At 73.3% G+C, this 24,371-nt stretch carries 15 protein-coding genes; 5 read left to right on the top strand and 10 right to left on the bottom strand.

Annotated features, from left to right (window positions below; translation table 11 throughout):
• Window positions 1–53: 53 nt before the first annotated feature.
• The 4 genes from K4S16_RS22420 to K4S16_RS22405 are packed head-to-tail and all read right to left on the bottom strand — an operon-like array spanning window position 54 to window position 5,056.
• Complete coding sequence (locus tag K4S16_RS22420; protein WP_149260966.1) at window positions 54–1,529, bottom strand: hypothetical protein; 1,476 nt, start codon at window positions 1,527–1,529, stop codon at window positions 54–56.
• A gap of 7 nt (window positions 1,530–1,536) precedes the next feature.
• A complete protein-coding gene (locus tag K4S16_RS22415; RefSeq protein ID WP_149260965.1) occupies window positions 1,537–2,400 on the bottom strand; it encodes a sulfotransferase domain-containing protein in 864 nt (287 codons plus the stop codon).
• Window positions 2,397–3,623, bottom strand: a complete 1,227-nt coding sequence (locus K4S16_RS22410) for a hypothetical protein (RefSeq protein WP_149260964.1) — start codon at window positions 3,621–3,623, stop codon at window positions 2,397–2,399. Before K4S16_RS22410 ends, K4S16_RS22415 begins: the two co-directional genes overlap by 4 nt.
• The gene (locus K4S16_RS22405) at window positions 3,620–5,056 is read right to left on the bottom strand and encodes a hypothetical protein (RefSeq protein WP_235037028.1); all 1,437 of its coding nucleotides are present in this window, start codon (window positions 5,054–5,056) and stop codon (window positions 3,620–3,622) included. The genes K4S16_RS22410 and K4S16_RS22405 overlap by 4 nt, the downstream gene beginning before the upstream one ends.
• Window positions 5,057–5,455: 399 nt before the next feature.
• On the opposite strand from K4S16_RS22405, the gene K4S16_RS22400 reads away from it, so the two are divergent.
• A complete protein-coding gene (locus K4S16_RS22400; protein WP_149260963.1) occupies window positions 5,456–8,296 on the top strand; it encodes a PKD domain-containing protein in 2,841 nt (946 codons plus the stop codon).
• Window positions 8,297–8,874: 578 nt separating this feature from the next.
• On the opposite strand, the gene K4S16_RS22395 is transcribed toward K4S16_RS22400, so the two are convergent.
• The 6 genes from K4S16_RS22395 to K4S16_RS45830 all read right to left on the bottom strand — a co-directional run bounded on the left by K4S16_RS22395 (window position 8,875) and on the right by K4S16_RS45830 (window position 16,311).
• The gene (locus K4S16_RS22395; RefSeq protein ID WP_149260962.1) at window positions 8,875–10,485 is read right to left on the bottom strand and encodes a DNRLRE domain-containing protein; all 1,611 of its coding nucleotides are present in this window, start codon (window positions 10,483–10,485) and stop codon (window positions 8,875–8,877) included.
• A 56-nt stretch (window positions 10,486–10,541) separates the two neighbouring features.
• Window positions 10,542–11,816, bottom strand: coding sequence for a hypothetical protein (locus tag K4S16_RS22390; protein ID WP_149260961.1), 1,275 nt, complete (start codon window positions 11,814–11,816; stop codon window positions 10,542–10,544).
• Between the two features lie 89 nt (window positions 11,817–11,905).
• The gene (locus K4S16_RS22385; protein ID WP_149260960.1) at window positions 11,906–12,715 is read right to left on the bottom strand and encodes a WecB/TagA/CpsF family glycosyltransferase; all 810 of its coding nucleotides are present in this window, start codon (window positions 12,713–12,715) and stop codon (window positions 11,906–11,908) included.
• Window positions 12,598–13,665, bottom strand: coding sequence for a sulfite exporter TauE/SafE family protein (locus K4S16_RS22380; protein ID WP_200842035.1), 1,068 nt, complete (start codon window positions 13,663–13,665; stop codon window positions 12,598–12,600). The genes K4S16_RS22385 and K4S16_RS22380 overlap by 118 nt, the downstream gene beginning before the upstream one ends.
• Window positions 13,666–13,768: 103 nt before the next feature.
• Window positions 13,769–15,238 carry an adenylyl-sulfate kinase gene (gene cysC, locus K4S16_RS22375; protein WP_149260959.1) on the bottom strand — a complete coding sequence of 490 codons (1,470 nt, stop codon included), beginning with the start codon at window positions 15,236–15,238 and terminating at the stop codon, window positions 13,769–13,771.
• Window positions 15,239–15,369: 131 nt separating this feature from the next.
• Window positions 15,370–16,311 (bottom strand): bifunctional 2-polyprenyl-6-hydroxyphenol methylase/3-demethylubiquinol 3-O-methyltransferase UbiG, encoded by a 942-nt coding sequence (locus tag K4S16_RS45830; RefSeq protein ID WP_235036987.1) that lies wholly within the window; start codon window positions 16,309–16,311, stop codon window positions 15,370–15,372.
• Between the two features lie 238 nt (window positions 16,312–16,549).
• Between K4S16_RS45830 and mfd the strand changes: the two genes are divergently transcribed.
• The 4 genes from mfd (at window position 16,550) to K4S16_RS22345 (ending at window position 24,337) form a co-directional block, all read left to right on the top strand.
• Window positions 16,550–20,125 carry a transcription-repair coupling factor gene (gene mfd / locus K4S16_RS22360; RefSeq protein WP_149260958.1) on the top strand — a complete coding sequence of 1,192 codons (3,576 nt, stop codon included), beginning with the start codon at window positions 16,550–16,552 and terminating at the stop codon, window positions 20,123–20,125.
• Between the two features lie 54 nt (window positions 20,126–20,179).
• Window positions 20,180–20,836, top strand: coding sequence for a hypothetical protein (locus K4S16_RS22355; protein ID WP_149260957.1), 657 nt, complete (start codon window positions 20,180–20,182; stop codon window positions 20,834–20,836).
• A gap of 5 nt (window positions 20,837–20,841) precedes the next feature.
• Complete coding sequence (locus tag K4S16_RS22350) at window positions 20,842–21,822, top strand: YabN family protein (protein WP_149260956.1); 981 nt, start codon at window positions 20,842–20,844, stop codon at window positions 21,820–21,822.
• A gap of 70 nt (window positions 21,823–21,892) precedes the next feature.
• Window positions 21,893–24,337, top strand: coding sequence for a transglycosylase domain-containing protein (locus K4S16_RS22345; RefSeq protein WP_160160989.1), 2,445 nt, complete (start codon window positions 21,893–21,895; stop codon window positions 24,335–24,337).
• The last annotated feature ends 34 nt before the right edge of the window (window positions 24,338–24,371 follow it).

Raw genomic sequence — 24,371 nt, 5'->3', positions numbered from 1 at the left:
GAGTGTTCATCACGACTTTAACCGCGCGTTGCAAGAAGACGGTTCCGTTCATGTCAACCTCGTCCAGGGGCGCCGGCGCGGGCAGGGGGCCGGCGCGGGGCGTTCCGCTGCGCCGGTGAGTCGGGCCCGTCGAAGGCGGGCGCGGTCAGCACGATCACGCGCGCGGGGTTGGCGGCCTGGTCGAGGGCCAGCACCCCGCTCGCGACCTCGCGGTCCAGGGCCCGTCCGCGTTCGACCACGACCAGGGCCACGTCGCTGGCCCCGGCCGCGGCGATGGTGTCCGCGCCGTTGATGTCGGGGGTGGTGATGACGACGATGCGCGAGACGCGGCCCGCCTTGTCGACGGCGCGGGTGAGCTGCCGGTCGTCGTCGCTGCGCACCAGCCGGACGTCGAACGAGCGGCCGGTCCCGGCCGCGGCCCGCGGCTCGCGGATCTCCTCGCCGTCGGCCACGATGCGCAGCACCGTCGTCGGCGACCCGCCCTCGGTGCACAGCTCGGCCAGCTCGTAGGCCACCTCGGTCCCGGCGGAGCCCGGCACCCCGGTGACCAGCACGGTGGTGGCGTCGGCGTCGAAGACCAGGTTGCGCAGCCGCCGCGAGACCTCGCGGTGCCCGCCGCCGAGCGCCGAGCCCTCCACCATGATCGGAAGCCGGCTGTGCAGCCGCAGGTCGGCGGGGCGGCGGATGCGGCGCGGCCGCGTCTCGCGGATCGCGACGTAGCCGAGCCAGCCGAGCAGCCCGAGGCCGATACCGGTCGCGCCCGCGACGTCGCGGCCGGGGTCGTCGCCCAACCGGGGGAGCGGCGCGCCGCGCAGCACCTCGCCGGGCTGCTCCTGCTTGCTCTTGATGGCCGCGACCTGCTTCTCCACGTCGCGGATCTGCTTCACCAGCGCCTGGCGGCGGGTGCGGGCGGTGAGCCGGCGCAGCTCCTCCTCGTCGCCGGGAAGAGCCGCGAGCTGCTTCTTCAGCAGCTCGGCGTTCTGCTCCAGCGCCTGCCGGTTGCGCTCCAGCACCTGGCCCATGATCCGCGTCCGCAGCGCCAGGTAGGTGTCGGCGACGACGCGGGCGCCGTCCTGGGCGGTCCGCGGCGTGCCGGCCCGCACCGAGATCGTGAGCACGTGGGTGTTGGACGGCACCGTCAGGCCGATGCGGTCGCGCAGTTCGGCGTCGGACACCCGGAAGCCCGGCCGCGTCTTCAGCCTGGACAGCACCGCGTGCGACCAGACGAGCTGGGCCTCGGTGTCCATCGTCGTCTCGCGGGGACGGCGGGTGTCGGTGTCGATCGCCGAGCCGATCTCGATGGGCGGCCGCAGCGCGACCGGCGGCGCCAGCACGTAGATCTGCGCGGTGTAGGTCGTCGGCGTCAGCACGATCTTCACGATCCCGACGGCGCCCCCGGCCAGCAGCGCGATCAGCAGCGCCACCAGGTGGCGGCGGACCACGCCCGCGTACCGGGTGACCGGGATCGAGTCCGGCGCGAGCGGCGGTTCCGCCTGCACGCTGGCCGGGCCGAGGGTCCGTTTGCTCATCGCCGCCTCATCGCCGCCAGGCGGGTTCGGCGCCGAGGAGCGCGGCGAGCTTGTCGTCCCAGGGGGCGTAGTGGTCGGCCAGGCGGCGCTGCAGGTCGTCGGGCAGGGGGGAGCCAGGCCGGGCGTTGTGCCGCTCGAACGACTCGGGACGCCACGGCGGCAGCCCGAGGAACTCCAGGATGGAGTCGTAGCAGGCCTCCGGCTCGGAGAAGAAGTCCTCCGCGAACGCCACGTGCACCCTGTCGCGCCCGAAGAGGGCGAACAGCCGCTCGATCTGGTCGGCGTAGTGGCCGCGGTCCAGGTAGGAGTGGTGCCGGTGGCCGTGGCTCACGTAGGAGGGATCGGCCTTGATCTTCTCGACCTCCCCGGCGAGCCGCTCGGGCTCCAGGTCCAGGGCCCGCTCGAACGGCTCGGTCTCGAACCCCCGCGCCAGCTCGTGCTTGTGGGCGGAGTAGGCGCGCACCACCGGGTCGCGCAGCAGGACGATGAGCTTCACCCCGGGCAGGTCCCGTGCGATCCGCTCGGGTGCCAGCGGGTGGTGCATGTAGTAGCCGGCGGACTCGAACGCCTGCGGGGCGGTGCCCTGCGTGCGGCGCTCGGCCAGGGCGCGGACCGGGAAGTGCCCCCGGTACCAGGCGAGGCCGCGCGGGTAGTTGACGTCGAAGTAGTGCACGCCCTTGTGGAAGTTCGGCTGGACGGTCGCCGGGTGCGCGGCCAGGGCGCGGAACAGCGAGGTGGTGCCGCCGCGCTGCGTGCCGACCATGAGGAAGTCCGGCAGCATCCGGGTGCCGGAGGTCAGCCGTCCCCCGGCCCGGGTCGCGGCCCGTCCCGCCTCCTTGACCCACTGGGGGGCGTCACGACGTGAGATCACGGGGTTCCTCCAGGGGCCGGTTCCGGCGGGGTGGTGTGCAGGAGCGCGAGCAGGCGCTCGGTGTCGGCGCGCAGCGGCCCGCCGATCGGCTCCTGGGCGGCCAGCAGGTAGCGGCGGCACAGCTCCAGCAGGTAGAGCCGGACGGTCGCCGCCGCGGCGGGGCCGGTCAGCCCGAGCGGCTCCAGCAGGGCGGCGGCACCGTCCGGCCAGGCGGCGTAGGGCGGCCCGGACGCCGTGCGCATCGCCTCCTGGAGCCGGTAGTGCAGCAGGTCGAAACCGCCCGGGACGCCGCGCGAGAACCGCTCCCAGTCCCACAGGCGCAGCACGCCGCGGTGCCAGGCCATGTTCCACGGCGTCCAGTCGCCGTGCCAGGCGCCGTAGTCCAGGACCAGGTCGCCGTGCGCCTTGCCGGTGCTTTCGACGACCTCGCCGAAGACGGCGCGCTGCCGCTCGTCGATGACCCTGCCGGGGCTCGCGGCCATCTCGTCCCAGTAGGCGCTGCCGCCCAGCGGCCCCCGCTCGATGCCGCCGACCTCGAACAGCGCCCGCATCTGGGCGGTCGGGGCCTGCTCGCGCCGGCGCAGGCCGAGCGCACCGGTCGGGAGGGGTTCGAGGACGAGCAGGTCGAGGCCGCGCCACGTTCCGTGGTGGAGCAGCCGGGGGACGTGTAGGCCGCCGCGCGAGCCCGGGCCGGGCAGGCGGTCGTTCAGGTAGGACAGGGCCTCGGCCTCGCCGGCGAGCAGCCCCCGGGCCGTGCCGGTGTCGCCGATCTTGACGAACGCGACGGCCTCGCCGCGCGGCGAGAGCGCGTGCAGGATCGGCTTGCGGTTGGCGCGGGCGCTCCCGAGCCCCACGCTGACCACGACCGGCCGGCCGAGCAGCTCCGACAGCCGGTCCTCGATGGAGGGGCCGCCGCCGGTGACGCGGAGCCGGTCGCGGAGCGTCCGCTCCGGCAGCCCGGTGCGCACCGCCGCCGCCGTCAGGCCGCGGGAGGCGCGCTGCTTCAGGCCGAGGTCGTGGCTGTAGCGGCGCAGCGCGGCCGCCGCGGCGCGCGGCATCCCCGCCGGGACGAGCAGGCGCGGCCGCTCCGCGTTGGGAAGGAAGGCCAGCTCACGGCGCGCACCCTCGGCTCGGCCCGGCGGGACGGCCTCGACCCGCGCGTCCGGCCACAGCTCCTCCACCGCCGTGATCCAGGCGGCCCGCGTCTCCTCCGCCGCGCTCACGGCGCCGCCTCGGCGGGAACCGGCTCCTCGGCCGGGGCCTCGTCCTCGGCGAGGGACCGGGCACGGGCGCGCGGCCGCGCCTCGGCGCGGGCGTCCCTGCTCGCCCGCCACATCAGGCCGACCGCGATCATCACCGTGTACAGCGGTACCTCCACCATGTCGTACGTGATCATGAACAGGCCGCAGGCGATCAGGACGGAGCAGCCCGCCAGCGAGTACGCGCCGCGTTCCCGGCAGTGCCGGAGGAACCGGACGGCGAAGAACGCGCAGAACGCGATCGTCCCGACGATGCCGTTGGCGAACAGCAGGAGCCACAGGTGGCCCTGGGTGCCGAGCGGCGGCGAGCCGCACGCCTTGCAGCCGATCTTGTCGCCGCCGGAGACCTGGCCGAGGTCGCCCTGGACGTTGCGCGTGGAGCCGAAGCCGACCAGCGGGGAGCCGGTGAGGGCGCTGCGGGTCGTCTCCTCGGCCAGCAGGGTGCGGCGGTTGTTGCTGTGCGGGTTGTCGAGGCGGTCCTGGACGAGGCCGGGCAGCGGCGACAGCGCCACGACGATCGCGCCCGCCGCGGCCATCCCGGCCGTCCAGGCGATCACGCGGGGCCCGCCCACCTGGAGCAGCTTCACGACGCCGAACAGGCCGATCGCGCCGAGCGCGCCCCACAGCCCCCGGTTCAGCGAGTACACGACCGGCCACAGCGACGCGGCGAGGACGGCCAGCCCGAACACGCGGCGCCGCATCTTGGCGCGGACGATCCAGGTCAGCAGGAAGTACGGGAGGAAGAACGCGTAGGCCGAACCCCAGGTGTTGGCGTAGGCGAACGGCGCCATGGGCCTGGACTGCTCGAACCCGAGGATCGACTCGATGTCGGCGACCTTCGGGTGCACGATGTCGCGGACGAAGGAGTTGCTGGTCAGCCCGTGCGGCAGCACCATCTCCACCGGCGAGGTGAGCTGGATCGACGGGAAGAACGACCCGATCAGCCCGCCGACGGTCGTCACGATGAACATGTAGCCGAGGAGCCTGCCGACCTTGCCCGACGGCAGCTCCCGCTCGCTCATGTTGCCGACGTAGAGCAGCACGATGGTGGACGACAGGTACCAGGCGAGCCGGTAGCCGTACACCAGGAGCCGGCTGAACCCGCCGCCCGGTTCGGCGAGGGGTGCGTCGGCCCACAGCACGAGCACGCCCAGCACGACCCAGAGCAGGAAGAACAGCCACGCCGCGAAGCCGCTGGGCGCGACCAGGGTGCCGCGCCGCCGCCACAGCGTCATGGCCATGGGCACGCTGATGACCAGCAGCACGACGTTCGCCAGGCCCAGGAGCCACCACACGGGGAAGCCGAGCAGCGCGACGCTCAGCGCCCAGCCCGGCCGCAGGCGCCAGGGCAGCAGCCGCGGCGTCGCGAGAGGGGTGCTCCCCGCGATCCCTCGCATCCCCGACAATCACCGCTCCGTTTCCCCTGGGACGCGCCTTCGGCCGCGGACCGCGCCGTCCGGCCCCGGAGGCGCGCCGCCCCCTGGTGGAGGACGTCCTGCTTCTTACCAGGGACGACAGCGGACGGTGGCCACCTTCGGCCACACGGTCCGGTGCTCCGGCGCGAGCCGGCACGCGTCCTTTCGAGGTGCGCAGCGTACCCCGCGAGGCGCGATGGACGTGCCCGCCGGGCCCCGTCCGGCGCCCCGCGGCGATCGGATCACCGTGCTGTTCGGTGGTCGCAACCGAAAAGTTAGTGATCAAACGGCAGTTTCGGTGGCTCGCTGGCTACGATTGCGCGGCGCCGTGTGCCCATTCGGTGAACACGGCGGCTTACTTCTAACTGCACGGAGGGGTCGATGGGCAGACGCAGGTGGGGGGCTCTGGCCGCGGGGGCCGCGCTCGCACTGGCGACGCTTACGGGGAGCCTCGCCGCGGGCACCCCGGCGCGCGCGGACCAGAGAGGGTCCGAACCGGGGCACGGCAAGGTCGTCAACGCCGACCCGGCGAACTACACGCCGAACGTCATCGACGGCGAGGTCAAGTCGATCATCAAGATCGGCGGCAAGATCTACGTCGGCGGCTCGTTCACCCAGGTGAAGGAGGTCGGCGCCAACAAGCCGACGCTGGTCCGCAACCGCCTGTTCGCCTTCGACGCCGCCACCGGCGCGATCGACCCCGACTTCGTCCCGAACCTCAACAAGGGTGAGGCCAGCGCGCTGCTGCCCGCCCCCGACGGCAAGTCGATCTACGTCGGGGGAAGCTTCAGCGAGATCAACGGCGTCCGGCACTTCGTGCTCGCCCGGATCAACGCCCAGACCGGCGCCCCCATCGCCTCGTTCGACCCCGAGCTCGACGCCAAGGTCCGGGACCTGCGGCTGGCGGGCGGCCGGCTGTACGTCGGCGGCACCTTCGCGACGGTCGGCGGCGCCGCGCGGGCGGCGCTCGCCACCCTCGACCCCGAGACGGGCGCCCGCGACGACTTCGTGAACCTGAACATCGCCGGCACCCAGACCGGCGACGGCGTCACCCAGATCTACAAGATGGACGTCAGCCCGGACGGCTCCAAGCTCGTCGGCATCGGCAACTTCAACTCCGTCGCGGGCAGCACCCGGCGGCAGATCGTCATGGTGGACCTCACGGGCCAGTCCGCGGCGCTCGCGAACTGGGACACCGTCCGCTACGCCGACCAGTGCTCGCAGTCGTTCGACACCTACATGCGCGACGTCGAGTTCTCCCCGAACGGCTCGTACTTCGTGGTGACGACCACCGGCGCGTACGGCGGCTCGGCGAAGCTGTGCGACACCCAGGCCCGCTGGGAGAGCGCCACCACCGGCGGCGGCCAGCAGCCGACCTGGGTGAACTACACCGGGGGCGACACCACCTACGCCGTGGAGATCACCGACACGGCCGTCTACACCGGCGGCCACTTCCGCTGGGCGAACAACCCGTTCGCCGGCGACAGCCCCGGCCAGGGCGCCGTCGGCCGCGAGGGCATCGTCGCGCTCGACCCGGTCAGCGGCCTGCCGTTCAGCTGGAACCCGGGCCGTGACAAGGGCGTCGGCGTCTTCGACATGCTGGCCACCGACGAGGGCCTGTGGATCGGCAGCGACACCGACAACGTCGGCGGCGAGTTCCACCAGAAGCTCGCGCTGTTCCCGGTCGCGGGCGGCACGACCGTCCCCGCCTACAGCACCGGCGAGCTGCCCGGGAACGTCTACTCCGGCGGCGGCATCGGTGTCGGGGCCGCCAACTACCTGAGGCACCGCTCGTTCGACGGCACCACCACCGGCGCCGCGGTCGACGACGGCACCGCGGGCGTCGACTGGCGGACCGCGCGCGGCGCGTTCATGGTCAACGGCGAGCTCTTCTACGGCTCGTCGGACGGCCAGTTCCGGCGCCGCTCGTTCGACGGCACCGCGCTCGGCGCAACCACGGCCATCGACACCGCCGACCAGCTCGTCAGCATGTCGACCTGGCATTCGCAGGTGCCGAACATCACCGGCATGTTCTTCGCCAATGGCCGGATCTACTACACGCGCGGGCAGTCCGCGCTGTACTACCGGACGTTCAACCCGGAGAGCAACGTCGTCGGCGCCCAGGAGTTCACCGCCGTGGGCAACCTGGCCGGCATGAGCTGGAGCTCCGTCGGCGGCATGTTCGTCAACGGCGCGAACCTCTACTACGTCAACAACTCCAACGGCCGCCTCTACCGCGTCGCGTTCTCGGCGGCCGGGGTGCCGTCCGGCGCGTCGACCGAGGTCAGCACCGCCGACTGGCGCGGCCGGACGGTGTTCCTGTACGCGGGCACGCCGAACCAGCCGCCGAACGCCGCGTTCACCGCCAACTGCGACGCGCTCGACTGCGCGTTCAACGCGGCGGGCTCGTCCGACTCCGACGGTTCCATCGCCTCCTACGCGTGGGACTTCGGCGACGGCCAGAACGGCACCGGCGCCACGCCGCAGCACGCGTTCGCCGCGGCCGGCACCTACACGGTGAAGCTGACGGTGACCGACGACCGCGGCGGCAAGGGCACCAAGTCCCAGGACGTCACGGTCGCCCCGAACCAGGCGAACATCGGCTACCGGGGCGGCTCTGGCGGCAACGGCAACGTCACGACGGCCACCGCACAGGTGCCGCCGGCGGTCCAGCCCGGTGACGGCATGCTGCTGATGCTGACGTTCAACAGCAGCGCCGCGACGATGACGACCCCGCCGTCCGGCTGGACGCAGGTCGGCACGCAGGCCGCGGGCACCGCGACGTCCGTCGTCTGGAAGCGCGTCGCTCAGGCCGGCGACGCCGGCACGCAGGTCGCCATCGCGCTCAGCGCCTACACCAAGGCCGACATCCGGCTGCTCGCCTACGAGGGCACCAACGCCACCGACCCGGTGGCGGCGGTGGCCAAGAGCAGCGACGCCGGCACCGTCACCGAGCACACCAGCCCGTCCGCGCAGGTGGACGCAGCCGGCTCGTGGGCGGTGTCGTACTGGGCGGACAAGTCGTCCAGCACCACGTCTTGGACGGCCCCGGCCGGCGTGGAGACCCGCGGCATCGGCATCGGCTCTGCCAGCGGCCGCATCACGGCCCTGGTCGGTGACAGCAACGGCACGGTCGCCACCGGCACCTACGGCGGCAAGACGGCGACGACCGACGCCGCCAGCCGCGCCGCGATGTGGACCATCATCCTGGCCCGCAAGTAAGAAGCACCACCGCACAAACGACGCCCCCCGCCGGACCACCGGCGGGGGGCGTCGCACGTAACGGAGGGCCCGGCGCGAGAAGCAACCAGCACCACCAACCCACCCGCCGCAGAAGCCGCCCCCGAAGCCGAGCCACCGCGACCAGAACCCCACGCGCAGCGCAGGCCCGCGCGAGGGCCAGGCCCGCGTGAAGGGCAGCGCTCACATAGAGGGCGCGCCACATGGAGGACGAGCCCGCGTCACGGGCAAGGCCGCGAAGGACGGCCCACGCGGTGAGGGACGCGCCGCGTGGAGGACGTGCCGTGTGAAGGGCGCGCTGCGTGAAGGGCGCGCCCGCGTGAGGGGCAGGCCCAACGCGGAGGACGCGCCGCGTGGAGGACGGGCCGTGTGAGGGGCGGGCGGCGTCGCGGGCGGGGTCGTGTGAGGGGCGGGCTTACGTGGAGGGCGGGGGCGCGTGAAGACGCGGTGCGCGAAGGGGAGGCCACGGGACGGGCAGGGGCGTGTGGGGGCGCGGCCTGCGTACGGTGGCGGTTTGTGGGGTGTGGCTTTGGGGTGGGTGCTTCAGGCGGCGCGAGGGGTTAGCAGAAGTCGCTCCAGGCCTGGCGGCTCTGGGTGTCCAAGAGGCGGAAGTCGCCGGTGCTCCAGTCGAGGTCGAAGTAGGCGACCCAGAGGGCGTTGCGCTTGGTGAGGTAGGCGTTCATGGCGCGGAGCCAGGAGGCGCGGCGGTCGCCGTTGTCGCCGGCGACGAGGTAGCTGCCGGTCTCGGCGACGCCGAACGGGAGGTTCTCGCCCTTGCTGACGGCCACGACGCGGTCGTACATGGTGGCCGGGTCGTCGTAGCGGCCCTTCTTCCAGCCGAGGTTGTAGACGTCCCAGCCGAGGACCTGGATCACGTCGCGGCCCGGGTAGTAGTCGCGCCAGTCGCGCTTGGACAGCGGGTCGAGGCTCCAGCCCATCAGGACGAGGGTGGCGTGGATGCGGGGGTTGTCGGCCTTGTCGGCGAGGGACCGCAGCCGCCGCCACGCGGCGCGGTAGTCGGCGGCGGTGAAATCGCCGGCGGCGATGTTGTCCTCGGGCTCGTGGTAGTAGACCCAGTAGAGGTCGCGGTCGCGCGGGGCGGTGGCGAACCAGCGGGTCATCGCCTGGTCGTACTTGCCGGCGATGACGTCCTTGGGCGCCAGCTTGAACGAGATGATCGGCGGGCGCTTCCCGGTGTCGGGCTTGCCGGGCCACGCGGGCGGGACGCCCTGGTAGAACAGCCGGACCGTCTCCAGGCCGCCGTAGGCGGCGTCCATGCGGGCGAGGGCCTTCTGGAAGGTCTCGCCCGGCTTGAGTTCGAGGGAGAGCCCGCAGAGCGTCCGGCCGCCGACCGGGGACGTCGTGGGGGTCTTCACCGGCTGCGGTGCCTCCCAGGTGGGCTCCGGCCCGGGCGCGGGAAGCGCCGTGCCGGAGGTCTCCGGCGAGTTGCTCGGCGTCGGCGCGGGCGCGCCCGGCCGGGTCCGCAGGACGAGGCGCGGCCCGTCGCCGGTCTCCCGGGAGTGCAGCGAGACCGCCGACCGGCGGCCCTGGCCGGTGATGGCGAACGCGTAGTGGCCCGGGCCGTTCACCACCCGGCCGACGTCGAAGGACACCTTGGCCGAGTCGGCGGGGGCGGTCGCCACGACGGGCCCGGCGACCGGGCGGTTGCTCCAGGACGTGCCCTCCTCCGTCCAGGAGCCGGGCAGCGTGCGGAGCTCGACCTGGCGCGGCCGGTTCTCCAGCCGGTCGAACGTCATCTCCACGCGGGCCCCGGCGACCGCCGGGGTTCCGGGCGGTACGTCGAACGCGACGTAGGCCTCGGTGTGCCAGCCGGGCCACCGCGAGGCGGTGATCTTCCTGGCCCCGCCGAACGTGGTGCCCGGCATCTCGCGCACCACGTAGGTGTCGGCCGACGCGGGGACGGTGCTGTGCCCGCGCGCGGCGGCCGTCCGGGCGTTGTGGACCGTGCCGCTCCCCGACAGGACGATGGCGGCCGCGGAGCCGCCCACGACCAGCAGGGTGCCCGCGGTGGCGAAGTAGAGGAACGGGTTCGAGCCGCGCCGCCGGCCGCGGCGCCGGCGCGGCGCGTCCGGAGGGACGGGCAGGGAACGGCGGGCGTCGGGCCGGTGATGGCCGCCGGAGAACACCTCGCGCTGTCCGTGATGGCCCACCGACCCGCCCCCTCCCCGCAGAATGGCCCCGTTCCTATCTCACCACGAGTCGCGGCTCAGCCCGCGGGGAACATCCCGAGGCGGCCGTGGTACTCGTGGCCGAGCTGGTCGGTGTCGCTGCCGACGAGCAGCCCCTTCGGGTGGGCGACCAGCGTCTCGACACCGTGACCGAGCGTCCGCGTGGGGTTCCACGCCAGCGCCTTGCCGGTCTTGGGGTTGAGCGCGCCGATGCCGGGGCGCGACACGGCGCCGGGGCCGGCGGAGTCGTGCCCGTAGGGGTTGTCCAGCCAGCGCTGGTGCCCGCCGACGTAGACGGCGGAGCCGGTCACCGAGGTGGACAGCAGCGTGTCGCCGCCCGTCCAGTTGACCCAGGTCGGCTTCTGCCCGGACCCGGTGCGGGACGACTCCCAGCGGGCTGCCGAGTCGCACATCTGGGTCTGGCCGTAGGGGCCGCCCGTGGTGACGACCACGAAGTACTTGCCGTCGGGTGAGAAGTCCATGCCGCGCATGTAGGTGTCGAACGCGGCGAGGTTGCAGGGCGAGGCGTACCGCTCGGTCGCCCAGGTCGACAGCTTCGCGGTGCCCTTGCCGAGGTTGATCATCGCGATCTGGACCCGGCGCTGGCCGTTCACGCGGGTGAACGTCCCGTTGATCACCATGCGGGTGTCGGTGGGGTCGACCGCCATCCGGTACACCTTGAGGTCGCCCGCCCGGGGCGTGGTGACGCTGAAGTTGAACCCGTTGTCGGCCACGCCCGTGAGCCTGTCGACCCGCGCGAGCGCGGTGCGCGCCTTGCCGCCCGCCTTGGTGAAGGAACCGCCGATGTAGAGCCGGGAGCCGCGCACCACCATGGTGTTCACCCGGTAGTTCACGTTGGGCTTGAAGCCGGTGTGGACCTTGTTGGTCGAGACCTTGAGCGCGGTGACCGTGCCGGTCTTGACGCCGTTGACGGTCGTGAACGTCCCGGCGGCGTAGATCCAGTCACTGGACCCGGGCTGGAGCGCGTGGACGGTCCCGTTGACCTTCGGGACGAAGGCCGTGCTGATCTTCCCCGTCCGCATGTCGTAGGCGAACAGGTTGTGCCGCTTGAGCGTCTTCTTGCCGCTGCCGGCCTCGCGGACCTCCTCGAAGTTCCCTCCGACGACGACCCAGTTCCCGACGACGGTGATGGCGCGGACGGTGCCGTCCAGCACGTGCGGGGTGTTGTTCACCGGGTTGGCGGAGACGACCGCCGGCTGGGCGAGGTCGGCGAAGGCGGCCGTGCCCGTGGCGGCGGGGACGGCGAGCGCCGCGAGCGCGGTGGCCGTGAGGCGGGCGAGGGTGGGGCGCATGAAGGTTCTCCGGAGTGCGGCCGGGGAGTCTGATGGCATCTTGTCCTACCACATCGCTGTATTGGGAGAAGGGCTTCCGGTGGAGTGCGTTATGAGAGCGATGCGGCTCGACCGGAGGGCGCCTTGCCGTGGCGCAGGCGATGGTAGAGCACGCGTGCGAGGTAGGCGCCCAGTTCGACGGTGTAGCGGCGCCAGAGGCGGCGTGGCTCGCGCGCCAGGCGGTAGAGGAAGCCGACGCGGAGCTTCAGGACCCAGGCCGGGTAGTAGTCGCGCCGTTCGGCGAGGTGTTCGAAGTAGGCGCCGCAGGTGATGATGACCGGCGCGGTGAGCCGGTCGCGGTACTCGGTGACGAACCGCTGCTGGAGCGGCGTTCCGAGGCCGACGTGCAGGATGTCCGGGGCCGCCTCGTTGATCTCGGCGACGAGGCGCTCGGCGGTCTCGGCGGGGATTCGGCCCCGCCCGTCCGCCCAGTGGCCGTGCAGGGTGCCCGCGATCTCCAGGCCCGGGTACCACGCGCGGAGGTTCGCGGCGGCGGCCTCGGCGACGCCGGGGGCGTTGCCGAACAGGAAGACGCGCCAGCCCTCCTCGGCCGGCTGGCCGAACAGGTCGTCGGTGAGGTCGTCGTTGGCCATCCGGCCGGGGACGGGGCGGCCGAAGACCTTCGCGGCCAGCACGACGCCCCAGCCGTCCGGGAGGTCGAGGTCGAAGCCGTTCATCAGGTCGCGCAGCGCCGGATCCTTCTGCGCCTTGAGGACGTAGTCGGGGTTGGCGAAGGTGACCGTCAGTTTGGACCGCTCCTTGACGGCCGCCGCCACGAAGGACCGGAACTGCACGACGTCCGCGCGGCTGACCCGTACGCCGAGGACGTCCACGGTGTCGTGCGGCCATCGTTGGTCCACGTCTCGTTCTGCTCTCCTGAAGCGCCGGCGATGCCGGGGGAAACGGCCGGAGAGGGCAGCGTATCCCGGTTCAGGGCGGCGCGGCGGCGGAGGACGAGCCAGGCGGCGACCGTGGCGGAGGTGAGGACGGTCATGGTCCAGGCGAGGGGGGCGGGGCCGATGCCGAGCATCTTCAGGGAGGAGGCGACCAGCACGAGGGTCAGCACGCGCCGGATCAGGGCGCTCGGGGCGCGGGAGGAGATCCGGGAGCCGAGGTAGACGCCGGGGATGGAGCCGGCCAGCAGGGCGGCGGTGACCTCCATCCGGAAGTCGCCGAACAGCAGATGGCCGATGGCGGCCGCGAAGACCAGCGGGACGGCCTGGAGCAGGTCCGTGCCGACGAGCTGGTTGGCCTTGAGCGTCGGGTAGAGGGCGAGCAGCGCGACGATGATGAGGGAGCCGGAGCCGACCGAGGTGACGCCGACGACGAGTCCGCCGACGGCGCCGATCAGCACGGTCGGGACGGGGCGGACCGCGATCTCGGGGGTCCGGTCGCCGTCGCCCTCGGCCTGTCCGGAGCGCCCCCGGTAGGCGAGGTAGCCGCGCAGCACGAGCCCGGCGGCGGCGATCATCAGGGCGACGCCCATCGCCTTGCCGATGACGTTCTCGACGGAGTGCCCGTGGCCGAGTGCGCGGGCCAGCAGGACGCCGGAGAAGGCGGCGGGCACCGAGCCCGCGCACAGCCAGCCGACCAGCCGCATGTCGATGGTGCCCTGCCGGTAGTGGACGGCGCTGCCCACCGGCTTCATCACGGCCGCGGCGACCAGGTCGCTGGAGATGGCGGCGAGCGGGCTCACCCCGAAGAAGGTCACGAGCATGGGCGTCATCAGGGCGCCACCGCCCATACCGGTCAGTCCCACGATGATGGCGACGAGGAACGAGCCGAGCGCCATCGTCCAATCGAAGTCCATCGGCATGGCCTACCTGTCATGTAGGAAATATGGTTAACACGATAGGCGACGCCCCCCAGATCAGGTAAGTCAGGGTGGGAAGGGACGAATGGGGCGGGGGAGGCTACTCCGGTCGCACCCAGCCGCCGTCGACCAGCAGGTCGAGGACCTGGGCGACCGCCTCGTCCGGCGTCAGCCGGGAGGTGTCGAGCGTCAGGTCGGCGTCGTCCGGCTCCTCGTAGGGGTCGGAGATCCCGGTGAACTCGGGGATCTGGCCGGCGCGGGCCTTGGCGTACAGGCCCTTGCGGTCGCGGCGCTCGCACTCCTCCAGCGGCGTCGCCACGTGCACGAGGATGAAGTCGCCCACGGCGGACACCATCCGGCGCACCTCGGCGCGCGTGGCCGCGTAGGGGGCGATCGGCGCGCAGATGGCGGTGCCGCCGTGCCGGGTGATCTCGGCGGCGACGAAGCCGATGCGGCGGATGTTGAGGTCGCGGTCGGCGCGCGAGAACGTGAGGCCCGCCGACAGCATCCGCCGGACGACGTCGCCGTCCAGGAGCGTGACCGTCCGGCCGCCGCGCTCCACCAGCGCGTCGGCCAGGGCGCGCGCGACCGTGGACTTCCCGGAGCCGGACAGGCCGGTGAAGAACACCGTGATGCCGCGCGAGCGCTTCGGCGGGCGCGCCAGCGCCAGCTCGGCTGCGACGGCGGGCGGGGTGAACCAGTCGGGGACGGGCTCGCCCGCGTCCAGCAGCTCGTTCAGCCGCTCGGGGGTCAGCTCGGCCTGCACGTGGTCGGGCTCGATGCGCGCGACGGGCCGCCAGACCTCCACGTCGGCGTCGTAGGCCCACGGCTCCGGCACGACGAGCGGGATGGCGGTGTCCTCCATCTCCCGCTCCGCGAGCAGGTGGGTGGCGCCGTAGGCGGCCGCGACGTGCGCGTGGAGCAGGACGTCGCGCTCCCGGTCGCCGCGCGCGGGCAGCGGCACGGGGATGATCTGGGTGCCCTCCGGCAGCTCCTTGCGGACGCCCAGCAGCGCCCGGACGAGGGACTCGTCGTGCTCGCCGCCCAGCAGCGGCAGGACGAGCACCTTCGCGGCGAGCCGCTCGGCGACCTGGCGGAGCTGGCCGAGCTGCTTGCGGTGCAGGGGCTCGCGGGTGGCCACCGCCAGCACGCCGCCCTCGAACGCGTCCAGCTCGTCGGGGCGGCGGCGCAGGCGGTGGAACGGTCCGTGCGCGGGGGCGCGGAGTGCTTCCAGCGGTCCGGCGAGCCGCCACGCCTGGGTGGTCGGGTCCTGCCACGCCTCGCCGACCTTCAGCACCGCGAGCGGCACGCCCTCGGGGTCCTGCAGGACGATCCGCTCATGGCCGGTCAGGTCCTTGGGGACCGTGAGCGTGACCGGGACCGGCCACGGGGTGCCGTCCGCGAGCCGCCCCCCGGCGATCACCATGGCGGTGTCGAACGAGCCGAGGAAGCCCGTCAGCGGGCGGTAGACGCCCGCCAGGATCAGTTCGAGGTCGGCGAGCTCGACCGGGTCCGGCGTCCAGGCGGGCAGGTCGCGCAGCGTGTCGGGAAGGCCGGCTTCGACGGTCACCGCGATCTCCGATCCCGCCCGGCCGCGGGGCCGGGCTCGTCCGTGTCGAGCAGGGGTATACGCAGGAAAAATACTGCCCCGTCCGGACCGCGCGCACGTCCGCCCCGGCTCGGACGCATCGTCCCCTCCGCTCAGATGACCCGCGCGAAGCGGTTCTCGGGTTTGCGGATGACGAAGGTGACCTCGCTGTGGTCGGCGGTGAGGCGGCCCCGGCCGGCCGCCGACACCAGCCGGCACAGCAGGTCGGCGAGGCCGGTTCCGGCCCCGAAGCGCGGCAGGGCGTCGAGGGACTGCCGGGAGGTGTACTCCTCGGCGATGACCAGCCCCCGCATGACGCAGTACCAGCGCATGCCCGCCAGGGACGCGACCCGGTCGTAGACGGCGGGCGGCGGGCTCGTCCGGATGACCGGCACCGGGCGGGGCGCGGCGGCGGCCGGCGCCGGCCCGGCCCCCTCGGGCTCCCGCGCCGCGGGCACGGGCGGGGGCTCTCCCGCCGGGGCCTGCTCGGCGCCGGCCGGCCCGGCCCCGTCGGCGCCCACCGGGTACGGGACGCGGGCGTGGGCGCCGCGGGCACGGCCCCGGCGGTCCGCGACCGGGGGGCGCCCGGGGCGGGGGCGGCGCCTCCGGCCGGACGCGCGCAGCCACCGTGGGAGCGTGCGGTCCAGGAACCCGAACGCGGTGTCGCGGTCGCGCATGTGCACCAGCAGCAGCCCGCCGGGCTTCAGCGCGGCGACGAACCGGTCGAGGACCAGTTCGGCGTGCGGGACGCGCTCGATCAGGTACGTGGCGTGGACGATGTCGAAGGCGCGCGGCGGCAGCGGGACGGTGCGCAGGTCGCCGAGGTGCCAGGTGTCGAGGTCGGGCCGCTCGCAGGTGTAGGCGCGCAGCTCCGGGGACTCCATGTCGACCCCGGTGACGTCGCATTCGCGGCCGCCGAGGTCCAGGCCCGTCCCCCAGCCGCAGCCCGCTTCGAGGATGTGGATCCGCTGCAGGGGCTTCTCTAGGGCGTACTGGCGGGCGCGTTCTGAGAAGAGATCGCCGTCGTTGACCGGCGGCGTACGCAGATCGGTCACAGTCTCGCAGCGTAATCGCCCGGATGCGCTCCGTCCCCTATTTGCCTTTTCTTGGCGGCGCCCGTGTCGCCCTGACCGCGCGCCGGGGCCTCCAGGGGGCGCTCCGGCGGCGGTCGAACGGGTGCGGTCCGGGGCGCGTACCCTGGTACGCGATACCGGGGTCCGCTGGGATTCCGGGTTTTCGGGCTGCCCTGCCTCGGGGTGAGCGGCGAAGTAGCGGCGAAAAATCGGGCGAATAATGACGCTTTCTGGACTTGTTGACCTTGCGTGCACCGACCCCGGTCTGCGGCACGCGCTCTCGCGGGCGCGTTCGGACACCGAGATCGTGGCGCCCCCGGCGCTGTGGCCGATCCTGGCCGCGGCCCTGAGCCGCCGCCTCCGCGAGGACGGCGGCGGCGTCGTGCTCGCGGTGACCGCGACCGGCCGCGAGGCGGAGGACCTGACCGCCGCGCTGTCGAGCCTGCTCGCCCCCGACCGCGTCGCGCACTTCCCGGCGTGGGAGACGCTGCCGCACGAGAAGCTGTCGCCGCGCTCGGACACGGTGGGGCAGCGGCTCGCGGTGCTGCGCCGCCTCGTCCACCCGGGCGCGGGCGGCCCGCCCGGCGAGGACGGCTCGGCCAAGGGCGGCGTGCTGGACGTGGTGGTGACGCCGGTCCGCGCGGTGCTCCAGCCGATCGTGTCCGGGCTCGCCGACCTGGAGCCGGTGCGGCTCGCCTCCGGCGAGGACGCCGACATGGACGACACGGTCCGGAGCCTGGTGGACGCCGGGTACCACCGCGTCGACCTGGTGGAGAAGCGCGGCGAGATCGCGGTGCGCGGCGGGATCCTCGACGTGTTCCCCCCGACCGAGGAGCACCCGCTGCGGGTGGAGTTCTGGGGCGACACCGTCGAGGAGATCCGCTACTTCAAGGCCGCCGACCAGCGCTCCCTGGAGGTGGCGCAGGCCGGGCTGTGGGCGCCGCCGTGCCGCGAGCTGCCGCTGACGGAGAAGGTGCGCGAGCGCGCGAAGCTGCTCGCCGAGGAGCACCCCGCCCTGGAGGAGATCCTCGGCCGGATCGCCGACGGCGACACCGTCGAGGGCATGGAGGCGTTCTCGCCCGTCCTCGCCGAGAGCATGGAACTGCTGACCGACCTGCTGCCGGACGGGTCGGCGCTGCTGGTCTGCGAGCCGGAGCGCATCCGCACCCGGTCGGTCGAGATGGTCCGCACGAGCCAGGAGTTCCTGGAGGCGAGCTGGGTCAACGCCGCCGCCGGGGGAGAGGCGCCGATCGACCTCGGCGCCGCGGCGTTCCGCTCGCTGGAGGAGGTCCGCGCGCACAGCGCGGAGCTGGGGCTGCCGCGGTGGAGCGTGACGGCGCTGAACCCGCTCGCGGCGGGCGGCGCGGCCGGTGAGCTCCCGGACGGCGAGACGCCGGGCGCCGCGGAGTGGTTGAGCCTCGGCGTGCAGGCGGCGGAGGCGTACCGCGGCGACACCTCCCGCGTCGTCGGCGACCTCAAGGGCTGGACGGACGGCGGCTGGCGCGTGGCGCTGGTCACCGCCGGTCACGGGCCGGCCGAGCGCCTCGTCCAGCTCGCCCGGGAGGAGGGCGTCGGCGCCCGGCTCGCCGACCTCGCCGAGCCGCCCGAGCCGTCGGTGGTCACCGTCACGACCGGGCTGCTGGAGAGCGGGTTCATCTGGGAGTCGGTCAAGCTCGCGGTGCTGACCGAGACCGACCTGTCGGGGCAGAAGTCGTCCACTCGCGACATGCGGCGCATGCCGTCGCGGCGGCGCGGCGGCATCGACCCGCTCCAGCTCAAGCCGGGCGACTACGTCGTGCACGAGCAGCACGGCGTCGGGCGCTACGTGGAGATGGTCAGCCGGACGGTGCAGGGCGCCACCCGCGAGTACCTGATTCTGGAGTACGCCAAGAGCGACCGGCTGTTCGTCCCGACCGACCAGCTGGAGGAGCTCACCCGGTACGTCGGCGGCGAGGCGCCCAGCCTGCACCGGCTCGGCGGCGCCGACTGGCAGAAGGCCAAGTCCCGCGCCCGCAAGGCGGTCAAGCAGATCGCCGGGGAGCTGATCCGGCTGTACTCGGCGCGGATGGCGAGCCCCGGCCACGCGTTCGCGCCCGACACCCCGTGGCAGCGGGAGCTGGAGGACGCGTTCCCCTACAACGAGACGCCCGACCAGCTCGCCGCCATTGACGAGGTGAAGGGCGACATGGAGCGGTCCGTCCCGATGGACCGGCTCATCTGCGGCGACGTCGGCTACGGCAAGACCGAGATCGCCGTGCGGGCGGCGTTCAAGGCCGTCCAGGACGGGCGGCAGGTCGCGGTGCTGGTGCCGACGACGCTGCTGGTGCAGCAGCACATGTCGACGTTCAGCGAGCGGTTCGCGGCGTTCCCCGTCACGGTGCGGCCGATCAGCCGGTTCCAGTCCGACAAGGAGATCGAGGAGACGCTGCGCGGGCTGTCGGAGGGCTCGGTGGACGTCGTGGTCGGCACGCACCGGATCCTGTCCGCGCAAACCCGGTTCAAGAACCTCGGCCTTGTGATCATCGACGAGGAGCAGCGGTTCGGCGTCGAGCACAAGGAGGAGCTGAAGCGGCTCCGAACGCAGGTGGACGTGCTCGCCATGTCCGCGACGCCGATCCCGCGGACGCTGGAGATGGGCCTCACCGGCATCCGGGAGATGTCGACGATCCTCACCCCGCCGGAGGAGCGGCACCCCGTCCTGACGTTCGTCGGCCCGTACGAGGAGAAGCAGATCGCCGCGGCGATCAGGCGCGAGCTGCTGCGCGAGGGCCAGGTGTTCTTCGTGCACAACCGGGTCCGGTCCATCAACAAGGTGGCGGCGAACCTGGCGCGGCTCGTCCCGGAGGCGCGGATCGCGGTCGCGCACGGCCAGATGAACGAGAACGAGCTCGAGAAGGTCATGGTCGACTTCTGGGAGAAGAACCACGACGTCCTCGTCGCGACCACGATCGTGGAGTCCGGGCTGGACGTGCCGAACGCCAACACCCTCATCGTCGACCGCGCCGACATGTACGGGCTGTCGCAGCTCCACCAGCTGCGCGGGCGCGTCGGGCGCGGCCGGGAGCGGGCCTACTCCTACTTCCTCTACCAGCCGGAGCAGCCGCTCACCGAGACCGCGCACGAGCGGCTCGCGACGCTGGCGCAGCACACCGAGGTCGGCGCCGGCATGTACGTCGCGATGAAGGACCTGGAGATCCGCGGCGCGGGCAACATCCTCGGCGCCGAGCAGTCCGGGCACGTCGCGGGCGTCGGGTTCGACCTGTACGTCCGGATGGTCGGCGAGGCGGTGCGGGAGCTGAAGGAGGGCGGCGGCGAGCCCGAGGCCGTCGAGACGAAGGTCGAGCTGCCCGTCGACGCGCACCTGCCGCACGAGTACGTGCCGGGCGAGCGGCTCCGGCTGGACGCCTACCGGCGGATCGCCGCGATCACGTCCGAGGACGAGATCGGCGCCGTGCACGAGGAGCTGAAGGACCGGTTCGGGCCGCTGCCCGTCCCGGTGCTGAACCTGCTGGAGGTCGCCCGCTTCCGGGCCAAGGCCCGCAAGGCGGGGCTGACCGACGTCACCCTGCAGGGCAACTTCGTCAAGTTCATGCCCGTGCACCTGCCCGACTCCAAGCAGGTGCGGCTCCAGCGGCTGTACCCGAAGAGCATCCTGAAGCCGGCGACCGACACCCTGCTGGTGCCCGCGCCTAAGACCGCGCCGCTCGGCGGCCGCCCGCTGCGCGACCAGGAGCTGCTGGAATGGGCGACCGACCTGGTGGACGCGCTGTTCCTGGAGTCCCCGGCGCGGCGCTAGGCTGGCGCCGCCCCGACAGAGCGATATTCGACCGAGCGACGAGACGAGGAATCCGTGCCTGGTAAGTCCGTGAAGGCAGCGGTGGCGGCCGTGCTGGCGGCCGGCGCGCTGGCCGGCTGCGGCGGCTCCCCGAAGGTCGGCACCGCCGCACTCGTCGGCGACGACCGCATCACCGTCAGCACGCTCAGCCAGACCGTCCGCGACTGGCGCGCGCAGTTCCGCGCGGACCCGGCGGCCAACGAGCTGCGCGCGAACCCGGCGGGCCCGGCGCCGCAGCTCGCCGGCGACTCCGAGTCCGACCTGCAGGGCGCACTCACCCTGCTGATCAACTTCCGGGTCGCCGACCGGGTGGCGCGGCGGGCGGGGGTGGAGGTCACCGGAGGGCAGGTCGACGGCGCCCTCCAGGCCCTGGACCACCAGGGCGGGGCCCAGTCGATCACGCTGGCGAGCGGGCTGCCCCGCGCGCACGCCCGCGACCTGGCCCGGCTCGTGGCCACGCAGCTCGCGGTCATGCAGCGGTTCGGCGCCGACCTGAACAACCGGCTGAGCCCGGCGACGCAGCAGGCCGGCCGGCAGTGGAACGAGCTGTTCCAGCGCACCGCCGCCGGGATGCACATCGAGGTGAACCCGCGCTACGGGCACTACGACCCCGCCAGGTTCGAGGTCGCCCCGATCGTGTACCGGCTGTCCAGCCCCGATTCGGGTATCTGAGGCGCATGAGCCTCACCCTGCTCGCGACCACCCACCGCGTTGCGCCGGGCCTGCTGTCGTGGCGGGCCTGGGACGCGCTCCGGTCGGCGGACGCCGTCCGGCTCCGGGGCGGGCATCCGCTGCTGCCCGCGCTCCTGGACGCGGGCGTCGTCCCGGACCTCGTGGACGCCCCCGACCCGGCCCTGCTGGTCGCCGACGCCCGCGCCGCGGACGTGCTGTGGGTGGCCGCGCCCGAGGGCGACGAGGCGCTGATGCGCGAGATCGGGGCGCTCGTCGTCGACGACCCGCTGGACGTCGAGGTGCTGCACGGCTCCTACGACCTGCCCGGCGCGCGGCTGCTCGACCTGGTCTCGGTGATGGACACGCTGCGCCGCGAATGCCCGTGGGACCGCAAGCAGACGCACGCCACCCTCGTCCCGTACCTGCTGGAGGAGGCCTACGAGGTCCTCGACACCGTCGAGGAGGGCGACTACGGCGCGCTCCGCGAGGAGCTGGGCGACGTGCTGATGCAGGTGGCGTTCCACTCGGTGGTGGCCGCCGAGCGCGACGACGGGACCGCGTTCACGATCGACGACGTGGCGGGCGCGATCGTCGACAAGCTCGTCCGGCGGCACCCGCACGTGTTCGGGGACGTCACCGTCTCCGGCGCCGACGAGGTCAACGCCAACTGGGAGCAGATCAAGGCGGCCGAGCGTGCGGAGAAGAGCGGCGCGGACGCCTCGGCGCTCGACGGGGTGCCGATGGGCCAGCCCGCGCTGTCGCTGGCGGCGCAGCTGCAGCGCCGCGCCGGGCGCATCGGCGCGCCGGCCGCCCTCGCCGACGGCCTGGCGGACGAGGCCGGGGCCGAGTTCGGCGGACGGCTGTTCGCGCTGGTCCGGGAGGCCGGTGAGCGGGGTGTGGACGCGGAGGCCGAGTTGCGCGCCGTTTCGCGGGTATTCCGCGAGCGTGTCCGAGCGTGGGAGCGGCGGGAGCGACGCGACCCCTGAATCGGGGGATAATGGGCGAAACCTCGCCGATGGGGTGGCCCGCGCGAGATGCCGCGTCTACTCTGAGCGCGTGCCGACCGAGCCCGGAAGCGACGCAGGGGATACCGGGAGCGGGGTCCCGGCGGCGCGGCGCCCTCGCCCGCGACGCCTGCTCACCTCGTCGACGACCCGTGCCGAGAAGGCCCGCGCGGTGCGCGGCCTCGGCGCCTTCGGCGGGCTGGCCGGCCTGCTCGTCGCGCTCCTGCTGCTGCCGACCGCGTGCACGGCGGGCGTCGGCGCCCGCGACGCCGCCGGCTGGTTCGAGGCCGAGCCGGACGGACTGTCGACCTCCGGCGTCCCGCAGCGCTCGAAGATCCTCGCCGCGGACGGCACCACCATCGCCACGTTCTTCTACCAGAACCGGGTCGACGTCCCGCTGGAGAAGATCGCCCCGGTGGTGCGCCAGGCGGTGCTGGCGATCGAGGACAGCCGGTTCTACGAGCACGGCGCCATCGACGCGCAGGGCACGCTGCGGGCGCTCGCCAGCAACCTCAGCAGCGGCCAGGTGACGCAGGGCGGCTCCGGCATCACCCAGCAGTACGTGAAGAACCTGCTGCTCACCCAGGCCGACTCCGACGCCGAGCGGCGGGAGGCGCGGGAGGTCTCGGCCGCCCGCAAGATCCGCGAGCTGAAGTACGCGGTGGCGCTGGAGAAGAAGTTCAGCAAGGACGAGATCCTGCGCCGCTATCTGAACATCGCCTACTACGGCGACGGCGCCTACGGCGTCGAGGCGGCGTCGCGGCACTACTTCTCCAAGCACGCCTCCCAGCTCACGCTGCCCGAGGCGGCGCTGCTCGCCGGCGTCGTCCGCTACCCCTACGCCTACGACCCGATCCGGCACCCCGGGGCGGCCCGGGAGCGCCGCGACACCGTCCTGACCCGGATGGCCGAGCTCGGCTGGATCGACCAGGCCAAGGCGGACGAGGCCAAGCGGGAGCCCCTCAAGCTGGACGTCGACAACGTCCGCAGCGGCTGCGTCACCAGCAAGGCCCCGTTCTTCTGCGACTACGTCCAGCGCGAGATCCTCACCGACCCGGTGTTCGGGAAGACGCAGCTGGACCGCGAGAAGCTGCTCAAGCGCGGCGGCCTGACGATCCGCACCACCCTGGACAGGCGGGCGCAGAAGGCCGCGCAGCGCGCCGTCGACGGGCACGTCCCGCCGAAGAACTCCGCGCACAAGGCCGCCGCCGAGGCGATGGTCGAGCCGGGCACCGGCGAGATCAAGGCGATGGCCGTGGACCGCCGGCTCGGCCCCGACCGGGACCGCGGCAAGACGTGGATCAACTTCGCCGCCGACGCCAGCCACGGCTCCAGCATCGGCATGCAGGCCGGGTCGACGTTCAAGGCGTTCACGCTGGCCGCCGCGCTGGACGAGGGGCTGCCGTTCGGCACCCGGCTGATGGCGCCGCGCGCGTACACGCCGGTCGGCTACCGCAACTGCGACGGCGACCGCGTCGGCGACCCGTCGGCGTCCCTGCGCAACTCCGCCGACGGCGAGGGCGGCAAGCAGTTCAGCCTCGTCACCGGGACGCACCACTCGGTCAACACGTTCTTCCTCGCCCTGGAGAAGAAGGTCGGCCTCTGCGACACCGTCAGGATGGCCGAGCGGCTCGGGATGAAGCAGGCGAACGGCAAGGCGCTGGAGCAGTACCCGTCGTTCACGCTGGGCTTCAACCCCGTCTCGCCGCTGCGGCTGGCGGCGGCCTACGCGGCGTTCGGCGCCCGCGGCCGCTACTGCGAGCCGGTCGCGATCCGGGAGATCCGCGACGCCTCCGGCCACCGGCTGAAGGTCCCGGGCCGGCACTGCGAGCAGGCGCTCGACGAGGGCGTCGCGGACGCCGTCAACTACGTCCTGCGAGGCGTCCTGACCAAGGGGACCGCGCGCGGCATGGGCCTCGGCCGCGACGCCGCCGGCAAGACCGGGACCGTCGACAACTTCTCCGCCGCCTGGTTCGCCGGGTACACCCCGGACCTCGCGGCGGCGGTGTGGGTCGGCGACCCGCGCGGCGGCTACAAGCACCCGATGGAGAACCTGTGCATGGACGGCCGGTGCTACGGCGCCGTGTTCGGGGCGACGATCCCGGCGCCGATCTGGCAGCAGAGCATGCTCGGGGCGCTCTCGCACACCGACCCGACCTCGTTCCACCGGCCCCCGTCGCACTTCTTCAGCAGGGGCTCCGGCGAGGACCGGGCCAAGGTGCCCGACGTGCGCGGCATGAAGCCGAGCGAGGCCGTGGCCCGGCTCCGCGCCGCGGGCTTCAAGGCGCGGGTGGGCGCGCCCGTCGAGTCCCGCCGGTTCCCGAAGGGGACGGTCGCCGGCATGTCGCCGACGTCGGCCGAGCCCGGCGACACCATCACGCTGCACATCAGCAAGGGCGCCAAGCGCAAGCAGGACAAGCAGCGGCGGGGAGGCGGCCTGCCCACCGGCCCGGTCGTCCCGGCGCCCGGCGACCCCGCCCAGCAGGCCCCCGCCTGACCTGGGTCGACGTGTGATCGTCCGGCTGCCGGGT

The organism is Actinomadura sp. K4S16, from assembly GCF_008327685.1.
In the GTDB taxonomy this organism is placed as follows: domain Bacteria; phylum Actinomycetota; class Actinomycetes; order Streptosporangiales; family Streptosporangiaceae; genus Spirillospora.
This window is presented reverse-complemented; position numbering and strand designations above follow the sequence as displayed.